The organism is Streptoalloteichus hindustanus (assembly GCF_900129375.1).
GTDB classification, from domain to species: Bacteria; Actinomycetota; Actinomycetes; order Mycobacteriales; family Pseudonocardiaceae; genus Streptoalloteichus; species Streptoalloteichus hindustanus.
In genome coordinates this window covers 125,659-135,959 of record NZ_FQVN01000014.1, presented here as the reverse complement: position 1 = coordinate 135,959, position 10,301 = coordinate 125,659, and the positions used below count along the sequence as shown (strand labels likewise).

Genomic DNA, 10,301 nt, shown 5'->3' with positions numbered 1-10,301 from the left:
ACCGTCCACAACCTCACCGTCGCCGACCTGCACACCTACTACGTCATCGCCGCCGGAACCCCGGTCCTGGTCCACAACCAGACCACCTGCCAGGTCGTCGACCGGGAGCGGGAGGCCACCAGGCCCGAGCCCAGGGTGGACCCCAGGCCGGGCCCGCGCCTCGACCCCACGAAGAGCAAGAAGGAACTCGACCCCTGCTTCCACAAGGCGATGCCGGTCGACGTCGCCTTCAACGCTCCCATGGAGTCCTTCAAGTACCTGGGTGACGACGCTCTCCGCGCCAAGGGCGGCACGGTCTGCGTGGCCACGACCACCAAGGAGGACGGGCAACGGGCGACACCCGTCGGATTCCCGCCCAGCGGGTCGCTGAACGGAAACCCCATGGACCGCGGCCACCTGATCGCGGCCCGACTCCACGGCTCCAACAACGTGGACAACATCGTCCCGATGTACCAGAAGGTGAACCGGTCCGACGTCAAGATCATCGAGAACGCGGTCGCCAGGGCGCTGAAGACCAACAAGTCGGTCCTCTACACGGTGTGGGTGCAGTACCCGAGCCCCACGGCGGCCATCCCCCAGTGGATCTTCATGGACGCGGTGGGGGACAACGGTTTCCAGTGCAACGCCACCATCGAGAACGTCCCAGGTGGAGCGGCCACCAAGTTCAGGTGCTGACTGCTACCGTGCCGTACGAATCCCTGTGCTACCAGGAGGAAACATGAGCCACCCGCGCTCACTCGTGGACGAGATCGCCAAAGCGGTCGGCTGGAATCGGGAGTTCCGACCCGAGCTGGACTGGTCCACAGTGGAGCGCGGACTCGGCACTCCCCTCCCCTCCGACTACAAGGAGCTCCTGTCCCGCTTCCCGGAGGGGCTCTTCCGCGACTCCGTCCGGGTCGACAACCCCGCCCAGAGCGAGGACACCTGGGCGACCTTCAGGCGGAACCTCGACGAACTGCTGGAGATCCTCGGGGACGAGGACCTGGAGTACCTGGAGGACGTCGACTACCACCTGTTCCCGGAACCGGGAGGACTCCTCCCCTGGGGAACCGACGTGCAGGGCGGGACCTTCTGCTGGATCACCGACTCCGCCAGTCCGGACGAGTGGCGGATCGCCTACCACAACCAGGGCACGAACGAGTGGCGGGAGCACCCCGGCCCGATGACCAAGGTCATCCTGGAGGTGCTGGCGAACACCGGTGACGACAACATCCTGCACTGGAACCTGAACGACACCCCGGTGGACTTCAGGACCGACTACACCGCATAGACAAGTCCCGACAAGTGCAGCACCGATCCCGACTGAAGGTACCCCTCGTTACCTTCAGTCGGGATCTCGGCAGTCCGTCGTAACAGAGCGGCCGACCCGTGCTGTACCGGCTTGGAACGCCCCGGACGTCCACGCCGACTCGTCAACGCAGCGCGTGCGGAGACGAGGACCCGAAGTGGACTGGGGAGTGGCGAGAAACCTGGCTGCCACTCCCAAGCCTCACTCGTGGGCAACGCTTCACTCGTACCAGTCTCGCGACCAGCGCTCCCGGCGCTCCTGTTCCCGGGCGATCCAGTCCGGTCCCTCGCTGGCCACCGCCTCGAGGATCGGCAGCGCGGTCTCGATGCCGGATGCCTGCAGTGCGACCAGGAACAACTCCGAGTCGTCCTCCAGGGATTCGGCCTGGCTCCTGAAATTCTCCGCCATGACGGTGATGTTCTGCCCGTTCACCAGGGTGAGCTGGAAGGTACGGCGCCGCAGGCGTTCTACTTCCTCGGTTCGCGGTCCTTCGCCCCGCGTGGTCCGCACACCAGTCTCGTTGACCGTGGCGGAGGCGAGCGCGTCATAGCGGAAGAGGTTGCGCCGCTCGTTCTTCGCTTCGCCCGTCAGGAAATCCAGCTCCACCCGGGCCTCGCGAACTCCACCGCGGGTCAGCAGGAAGATCTGCACCACATATTTCGAGTAACGCGGTGGTCCGTGCAGAACACGCGCGCGCATCGCGTCCTTCGCGCCCTCGGTCATCACGACGTGCGCCACGAGGTCGTGGTTGGGCAGATTGGCCCGCCTGAGGGCGTCGTTCCTCAGGTAGATCTTGTCCATGGCGAGCCAGCGAGCCATCTCGGCGTCCGACGGGCGATCCGACAGGACGTGGAGCCACTCCTGGTAGGCACGCATCTCCTCAGCGTGGAGCCGCCTCGCGTCGGCCGCCAGGATGTTGTCCATCTTCCGCAACCCGAGGATGCGGATTGTTCCTCTGACGACGAAGAATCCGCCGATGCCGAGGAACAGCGCCGACAGGACCAGGCCGGCGGATACCAACGCCGCCAAGCCCACCACCACGAGCGCGACACCGGTGCGGAAGAGGTTCTGGTCGCGACGGGACATTACAACCGGGGGCTGGAACAGGGCTTGGGTACTCCACCCGGCGGCCACTCGCCTCGCGTGCCAGTCGATCAGCCAGCCCAGCGCAGCAGGCGTGACCTGCGCGTTGCCGTAGAGATCGACGAGCCGTCGCTTGAGATGCGTACGGATTCCGAACGTGTAGCCAGGCCAGTCGCCGGGGTCGTGCGGACGGGCTTTCGAGAAGTGCCGGTCGACGAGCTCGTGGATCTCCTGGACGAACGCGGTCGAGACCCAGTGTCCGGGAGAGCGGGCTTCCACCGGTTGTGCGGGTGGCATGACCTCCCTTCGCCTGACCATCGTGTACAAGGTCAGCGCCTCCCGCGTGATGCCGTGGCGCACCAGGAAGTACCCGCCCGCCACGAGCAGCGGAATGGCGACCAGCACACCCACCGACCACAGCTGGGACATTGTGTCCGGCAGTACCAGCGCCGCGACGGCGCTGCCGAGAAGGGCGCGGATCCAGTCCACCGGAGCCGACTTCGACGGCGCGGGCACGTGCTCCCTGGGCGCCGCCGGGTCAGCCTGGAAGAACTTCCAGGCGCGAGCGGCGCGTCCGTCCCGCATTCGCTCCGTCACGACCCGGTGCGCCTGCCTGGCCTCCAGGCGCTCCTGCAGCACGCCGCTCATGATCATGTCGAGGTGGAGCACGATCTCGTCCTGCCGCTCCGTGCGCAGGGCGTGGAAGCTCTCGAGGGCCTGCTGTTGCTCTTCACCGCTCGCGTCGCCTTCGACCTCCTGCCGCACGTGCCGCATCAGCCGCCAGACCACGTCGAACGCGTCCCACCAATCGTCGCGGGGCAGCGAGACGCACATCTTGCGCGCGCTGACGATCCGGGCGAGGAGCTCACCGTTCAGGTCGTTGAACGACCGGTCGCTCACCACGGAGAGGACGTAGTAATAGGCCCGTTCCGTTGTTGCGTGCCCCTCCCACAGGAGCTCTCCGAACAGCCGTTCAGCCTCCCGAGGTGTGCCTCCGGAGAGGAAGTTGACCGCGACCTCGTGCCTGCGGACGGGCGGGTCGCCCTGGTTGATGTGGTAAATGGACTCGTAGTGGAAGGCGGTGTCACCGTAATGCTCGCCGACCTGCTGGCCGACGTACGCGCCGCTGTGGGCCTCGTTGTGGTTGTGCATGTGCGGAGGCGGGAAGTGGTGCGTTCCCGGCGGGGCGGTCATCGGTCGCCTCCCGTCCAGTTCGCGTGGGAGTCACCCAGGTTGAAGCCAATCTGCTGGCCGACGCGGGCGTTGTCGCGCGCCGTGTTGGTGTTGTTGAGCCTCGGCCAGGGGTTCGGCGCAGGGTTGGAGTTCTGCTTGCGGCCGTGCTCATCGGAGTCGTCGTCCACGGCCCCAGCCAGAGCGATGGCGAACGCGGCGGCGTTCCGGGCCGCGATGCGTTGGCCTCCTTGCCGGTCTGTGGTCACCTTGGTGCCGTCCGCGTGATCGCTGATGGAGCGGATGGTCACCATGGGGACCTTGCCGCTGAGGTGGGCCGCGTGCGCGAAGCCCGAACTCTCCATTTCGATGGCGATCGCGTCGTTAAAGTTCCGGCGAATCTTCTGAGCCAGTGGGGAACTCGTCGAGTTGAGCACGACCTCCCCGGCCGCGACGGGCTCGAAGTGGACCTCGGGCGTGGCGCCCTCCCCCGTGTTCGGCAGCAGGGAGTGCCACGTGCCGCCGCGGGGGATCCTCCTGGCCACCTGTTCCAACGCGTGCGAGATCTCCCACGAGCGCGGCCGCACCAGAAACTCGTCGTTCTCGCTACGCCCGCCGTGGTAGGCGTGCACCTTGGTCGCCACCACGACGTCGCCGATCTCAAGCCAGGGACGCAGGCCGCCGGCGACACCAACGAACATCAACGCGGACGGGGAGAACTCCGCTATCGCGCGTTCGGTCAGCGCTGCGGCCCTCTCGTTGCCGGGCCCGGTCAGGCCCAGCGCGACGTGGCGTTTCGGTTGAGCGGTGAGGGTTCCCACCTCGAATAGGGTTCCTGCGGCGTGTTTGCGCACTTCGACGTTCGTCAGGTGCTCGAGCACCGCCTGGTGTTCGACCTGCAGCGCGGTCAGGATCACGATCATCGGTTCGCTCCAACGATGTCCGCATGACGGCTTCGTTCTCGTCGTGCCGAGGTGATGCGCGGAGGGCGAGCCCGCAGTACGGCCAGGTCGTTCCACTCGCGGCGAGACCGGTCCCGGTGGATGTGGATTCCCAACGAGGATCAAGATCGGGGCCGCAGCGCGGTGGAGGTTAGCCCACCACCGCGCCCATCGTCAACGAGGTACTAATGAGATGGGAGTTCTTTTCCGCGACGAGAGGACGGAAGTCCTTAGTGGACGGTGAAACAGTCATGGCAACTTCCCCACCACGACCTCGAAAGTCACGGATTTCGCGGTAGTCACCATACGGGAAGACACACAGGATGGTGCTCGGCGCGGGGACCGTCGATCCCCACGGGTGCGTACATCCCATCCGACAGCTTTCGACCCGCACTTGAGAGCCGGCAGAGGTGATCAACCTGGACAGCGGAGGTCTCCGCTTTGAAAGATCACCTACCTGCGGTACCCCTCCCTGAGGTCCACGTCATCTCGCGGGTCACGGCATGTCTCGTTCTCGCGTGGCACGTCCCGGCGCCACCATCGATGGAGACTCCTATGCCGCACCTACCCGGCGCCGGAAGGGCTGAGCCCTCCGAGGGGCCAGCAGCGGCTCTCCGCTGACGAGAAGCCGAGCTCGACCGGCAATACTTCGCCCTACGATCTCAACACGGAGGGCCGCCAACCGAACCTCCGGAACACGGCGTCCGAGACGATGTCGCGATGGTCGAACGCGACCCGTATATCGGCGGACTGCAGTTCGGCCACCGCGAGCCATCGAGCCGCGCAGGCGTCACTGCCTCCCACCACCGGTGGCGCTCCCGACACGTACCCGTGATAGGCCACGCTGACCACCTGGCCGCGAGGATCACGACCGGGACGCCGGTAGCAACCGAGCCGCCGCAGGCGGTCCCGACGCACCACGATCCCCGCCTCTTCCGCCAACTCCCGCACCGCCGCGTCCGCTGCCCGCTCCCCCGGCTCCACAAACCCGCCAGGTAACGCCACAGCGGTCCGGAAGGGCTCCTTCGCCCGCTTGACGACCAGAACCGAGAGCACGCCGCCCAACTTGGTGAACAACACCGCGTCCACCGCGAACCTGCCAGTGACAGGCCACGAACCTCCGTTGTCAACCATGCAGCCAAGCTAGCTTATTGTCAGCTTGACATCAAGGGTGGGTACTCCCTGCTTTGCCGCAGCGGAGCCAATTGTCAACACGACACCATGGGTCGTAGGCCGTGGAGACCCGCTCCGCCCAGACTCGCCACGCGCGCGAGCTTCCTGGCCTTCTGCCTGGGCACGGCGCTCGGCGACCTCGTCGCCGGGCGTGCGTCCGTTCAGGTGCGGGCCGAACGCGGCCTCATCATCGGAGGCGTCAGCACGGTGGCGCTGCCGGAGCGATAGAGGGCGGCAGGGCGCCCACCGGGCGTGGGGCGCTTGCCACCGGTAGGCTCGATGAAGCCGTCCGCGTCGGTCACCTTGCGGTGGAAGTTCGGCTTGTCCAGCGCGACTCCCCAAACCACCTCGTACACCTCGCGCAGGTCACCGACGGTGAACTCCGCTCCACAGAAGGCGCGAGCGAGTGTCCGGAACTGGAGCTCGTCCCTGGCCAGCTCGACCGCGTCCCGCAGAATCTCGTCGTGGTCGAAGGCCAGCCCCACCCGCTGCGCCTCGACGACGGGAAGCCATTGCGCGGACCGCGCGTCCGAGCCGGCTTCCGGCAACGGCAGGTTGGGCGCGATAGCGAGATAGGCGCATGTTACGACACGCGGAGTGCGCGGATCGCGATCGGGTGCCGAGTAGACACCAACCTGTTGCAGGTGCAGGGACGCGGCGTCGAGCCCGGTCTCCTCCGACAGTTCCCTGGCCGCGGTCTCGTCGAGGCTCTCATCCCCTCGCAGGAAGCCCCCGGGCAACGCGAGCCTACCCGCGAAGGGTTCGTTTCCTCGTTCCACGACGAGCACGCACAGCTGCCTGTCTCGTATGGTCAGGATGACGAGGTCCGCGGTGAGCGTGACCCTCTGCCGGACGCGACTCATGGCTGCGAGGGTACTGAGTGGGTAACCGCAGCTCATTGGTCGGTTCGCGAGCACAACAACGTCGTTCCCGGGACTTGCCGCTTCAGCGGCTTGGAGCACAGAGGAGTCTACTGAGGACGTTCGAGGAACCAGCGGTAGCAGGTGACGGACGAGCAGTGTCAGCCACAGTGGACACCTCGGCGGGGAGGCGGCTGCTGGTCACCATCAGGACCAGGAACGTGACCAGCGAGGCCACGCACTCCGAGGATCCGTCTCATCCGCCGATCCTCCGGCCGCCAACAATCCTGTGCGGTCAGTAGCGACCGACCACCAGGGGTCACCCACACGCGGTGTCATCGTCTACGCGGGTCGGCTTCCTGGTTATGACGCGGAGTCGTGGTGGACCTTGGCGGTGCGACCAAGTGTTCGTGTCGGGGCTGGGGGCTGCTCGACGGGGGCGGGTTTTTCCGGTTTCGGGGAAACCTCACTCACGTGGTGGGTGTTCGCGGGGTCGGCGTGTGGAGGCGTGCGGGTCGAGGAACATGGGGGAGAACGGGCTGGGCTGGGTGAGGTCTGCGCACAGTGGACCGTGCGCCGGGCCGGACCGGTCGCGTGGTCGGCGCCGACAGTCCTGTCGGGAACGGAAGGAGGGCGGCAGTTCGATCAGCACGTGCCAGTGGCCCCTGGTCAGGACGAGCCCAAGGAGCGATCAATGCTACGCATCACCGCCGATCTCTTCTCCGGCAGGCCGAACCCGGTGTGGGAGGTGCAGGACGAGGCACGGGTCAGGGAGACGCTCCGGTCGCTGCGTCAGCACGAGGACCTGTTGAGCGAGGGGGTTCCCGCCGGTAGCGGGCTGGGTTTCCGCGGCTTCGAGATCGAGTCGTCCAGCGACGAGCTCACCCTCGGTGTCGGGTACGCGTCCAGCGTCTACCTGCCGGTCGGCAGGACCGCGCGGGGAGCCCGGGCCAACGAGTTCGCCGAGCAGCTCATCGACCTGCTGTACCGGGACGCGACGGCCGTCGCTCCGCCCAGCGAGCTCCCGCCGCTGGAGACACCGATCCAGGAACTGCTCACCGCGGAACTCCAGTGGGCCGCCAGCCAGGGTGGGGCGGCGTCCCTCAGCGACGCGTCCGGTCAGGCGGAACAGCCCGCCCAGCAACCAGCCGCGCCGGCGGTCACCTGCACCATCGAGGTCGCGCCCTACAACCCCGGTTTCTGGAACGACAACGCGACCACCCGTCGATGCAACAACTGTTACAACTACGCGAGCAACTGGCGGACCAACGACTTCGCCCAACCCGGCCTCGGCTGCGGCAGCGTCTACCAGTCGCTCTCCTGCGACGCGGTCACACGGGCCGCGCTCTGCGACGGCATGCACCACCGCTACGACTGCTTCCCCGACTCGGAGAAGCCCCGTTGGCTGGTCGCGCTCGCTGTCGGCCCGGGCTACGACTACCACTGGTACCGGCTGATGAAGGAAGGCTTCTGGGGGCACAAGCCGGGCGGGACGAACGTGCGCAACGTCGACGAGCGGAACAGGCAGATCACCGATCCCCAGACCGCGGACCGCGGACGGTACACCCACTTCTGCGGGTACTTCTACAGCTGCAAGACGCAGCAGCAGCGCATCCGCGGGTACGGGTGCTGACAGGAACCCCGGCTTCGCGCACGAGGGCGCGGTGAGGGGCGGCGCGCGCGCACCTCCGCGCCGCCCCTCAGCCTGCTACTACTGCACGTTCACGTCGATGCAGGCGTAGAAGGCGTTGCTGGTGTCGCCGATGTTCCAGATGGCGAGCACCTTCTGCTGCCCTGCCGGCAGGGTCACGTTGTGCGTGATGGTGGCGCCGGGGGCCTGGTTGTTGCCGTTGAAGTAGGCGACCCGGTTGCCACCGACGTAGTACTCGTAGCTCGCCGTGCGGTGGCGGGCGGTGAAGGTCCACTTGAAGGTCGCGTTGCGACCGACGTTGGTGACCTTCCAGCCCTTGGAGTCGTCGCTCAGCTCGGCCCACCGGCGGTCGTCGCCGTGGCAGTTGCGCTGGCCCTTCGGGCCCTCGACGCTCTGCGGCTCGTACTTGATCGCGCCACAGCGCACCACGCCCTTGGCGCACTGCGCCTGCCGGCTGGGCGGGCTGGAGACGTACCCGTGGGCGAACGCGGGCGAGCTGGGCAGCGCCATCACCATGATGGGCGCGGCCAGGGCACCGGCCGCCACTGCCGCGATCCTTCGGAACTTCATGTCGGCTCCCCTCGACAGGTCGTGGGGTGAACACCGACCCCGCCGCGGTGTGCAGGGGACCGCACGGGGACAGGACGTCCACCCTTCGCGGCGGCAGGTCTGGACCATACCCCGGAGCGGCTGGCGTGCAAAGACCGCCACCAGGGTGTTTCCGCTCCGCTCCCGGCGAGGTGCGGCACGCGGCGTGCGGCGCGCGCGATCTGATCACGGCTGGATGACGCGCTTCCACCGACACCCGGGCCGACATGCTCGTCGACGCGGGTTTCACCGCGCGTACCAAAATCGTCACTGTCAGTGGTATCTGGGGCGGGACACGCGCCTCCCTCTGCATGGTGTCGTCGCCTACCAACCACAAACCGGACCACAGCGGGGAGCGGGAGCCTGACCGCGACCGGGGCGTCCTCGTCTCGGCCGCGGGGCGGGATCGGTGGCACCGCACTTCGTCAGCCATCGACCACCAGCAGCCGCGTCAGGCGCTGAGGAGGACCTGGCATGCCGTCGACGAGAACCGATCCGACGAACCTGGCGCCGAAGCTGACCAGTGCGGCGCACGACAACCTGACATCGGACGACCTGGGCGACGTGCTCTCGGCCTCCCTCTCGGTGCTGGTGGCGCACGACGCGCTCCACCTCATCGTCTGCAACCCGCTCACCGGCACGGTCTCGTTCGGCTTCTGGCACCGCTATCCGCAGAACCTGGCGTACGCGCAGATGCGCAACGCCTACCTCGGCGACGACCCGATGTCCCCGACCGCGCTGTCCCGCCGTGCGAAACCGTTCGGCGTGCTGGACGTCGGGGCGCCGCCCGGAAAGCGGGAGGGGCGACGCGCACGGGAGATCCTCGACCAGCACGGGCTCGGCTCCGAGTTGCGCGTCCTGCTCCGGGACGCCAACGGCATGTGGGGCGTGCTGTGCCTGTTCCGCGAGAGGGGCGTCCGGTTCGCCCAGGACGAGACGGACATCCTGGTCGCACTCATTCCCACGCTGATCGCGTTCGTCCGCGCCTACGTGACGACCGGTTCCCACTCCCCCGCCACCGCGACGCGCTCCCCCGGCGTCGTCCTCGTCGGCGCTGACCACGAGGTGCGGGGGCTGACGCGGCAGGCCCGCCAGTGGATGCACGAGATGCGCCGGTCGAACTGGCTGTCCGCGCCGGACTGGGCCGCCATGGCTCTGGCCAGCGAGACCCGGCAGCACGACGGAGGGCCGCGACAGCCGATGATCTGCGTGCCGCCGGCCTACATCGGCCGATGGGTCACCATGCGGGCCGAACCGCTGGGCTCGGACGGCACGGTCGCCGTGACCATCCAGGGAACGCCGGGGAAGACGCTGCTGCCGGTCATCGCCGCCTGGCACGGACTGACCCTTCGCGAGCTCACCGTCACCGAGATGCTGTGCCTCGGGATGGCGCCCAGGCAGATCGCGCGGCACCTCAACCTGTCCGCGCACACGGTCAACGACCACATCAAGGCCGTGTACCGGAAGACCAACAGCAGCTCCCGAGATCAACTGATGGCCGCCGTCAACAGCTGACCGACGCAACCCCGGTTCGCGCAGTGGAAGGA

The 10,301-nt window shown here is 67.5% G+C and carries 9 protein-coding genes; 4 read left to right on the top strand and 5 right to left on the bottom strand.

Annotation, left to right across the window (positions count from 1 at the left end; translation table 11 throughout):
* Nucleotides 1-675: DNA/RNA non-specific endonuclease (locus BUE43_RS29145; RefSeq protein ID WP_200797712.1), on the top strand; the 675-nt coding region annotated here is incomplete at its 5' end.
* Nucleotides 676-718: 43 nt separating this feature from the next.
* Nucleotides 719-1,270, top strand: coding sequence for an SMI1/KNR4 family protein (locus BUE43_RS29140; protein WP_073489487.1), 552 nt, complete (start codon nucleotides 719-721; stop codon nucleotides 1,268-1,270).
* A 237-nt stretch (nucleotides 1,271-1,507) separates the two neighbouring features.
* Here the strand turns inward: BUE43_RS29140 and BUE43_RS29135 are convergent, their stop codons facing one another.
* The 4 genes from BUE43_RS29135 to BUE43_RS29120 all read right to left on the bottom strand — a co-directional run bounded on the left by BUE43_RS29135 (nucleotide 1,508) and on the right by BUE43_RS29120 (nucleotide 6,518).
* On the bottom strand, nucleotides 1,508-3,565 hold the full coding sequence (locus tag BUE43_RS29135; RefSeq protein ID WP_143174468.1) for a DUF308 domain-containing protein: 2,058 nt from the start codon (nucleotides 3,563-3,565) through the stop codon (nucleotides 1,508-1,510).
* On the bottom strand, nucleotides 3,562-4,464 hold the full coding sequence (locus BUE43_RS29130) for a 5'-methylthioadenosine/S-adenosylhomocysteine nucleosidase family protein (RefSeq protein ID WP_073489483.1): 903 nt from the start codon (nucleotides 4,462-4,464) through the stop codon (nucleotides 3,562-3,564). Before BUE43_RS29130 ends, BUE43_RS29135 begins: the two co-directional genes overlap by 4 nt.
* Before the next feature lie 672 nt (nucleotides 4,465-5,136).
* On the bottom strand, nucleotides 5,137-5,616 hold the full coding sequence (locus BUE43_RS29125; RefSeq protein ID WP_083960276.1) for an NUDIX domain-containing protein: 480 nt from the start codon (nucleotides 5,614-5,616) through the stop codon (nucleotides 5,137-5,139).
* Nucleotides 5,617-5,816: 200 nt separating this feature from the next.
* Nucleotides 5,817-6,518 carry an NUDIX hydrolase gene (locus BUE43_RS29120; RefSeq protein WP_073489479.1) on the bottom strand — a complete coding sequence of 234 codons (702 nt, stop codon included), beginning with the start codon at nucleotides 6,516-6,518 and terminating at the stop codon, nucleotides 5,817-5,819.
* A gap of 691 nt (nucleotides 6,519-7,209) precedes the next feature.
* Here BUE43_RS29120 and BUE43_RS29115 point away from each other — a divergent pair.
* Nucleotides 7,210-8,148: a hypothetical protein gene (locus BUE43_RS29115; protein ID WP_073489477.1), complete on the top strand. Its 939-nt coding sequence runs from the start codon at nucleotides 7,210-7,212 to the stop codon at nucleotides 8,146-8,148.
* A 78-nt stretch (nucleotides 8,149-8,226) separates the two neighbouring features.
* On the opposite strand, the gene BUE43_RS29110 is transcribed toward BUE43_RS29115, so the two are convergent.
* The gene (locus BUE43_RS29110) at nucleotides 8,227-8,736 is read right to left on the bottom strand and encodes a lytic polysaccharide monooxygenase auxiliary activity family 9 protein (RefSeq protein ID WP_073489475.1); all 510 of its coding nucleotides are present in this window, start codon (nucleotides 8,734-8,736) and stop codon (nucleotides 8,227-8,229) included.
* Between the two features lie 492 nt (nucleotides 8,737-9,228).
* Here BUE43_RS29110 and BUE43_RS29105 point away from each other — a divergent pair, with 492 nt between their 5' ends.
* A complete protein-coding gene (locus BUE43_RS29105; RefSeq protein WP_073489472.1) occupies nucleotides 9,229-10,269 on the top strand; it encodes a helix-turn-helix transcriptional regulator in 1,041 nt (346 codons plus the stop codon).
* The last annotated feature ends 32 nt before the right edge of the window (nucleotides 10,270-10,301 follow it).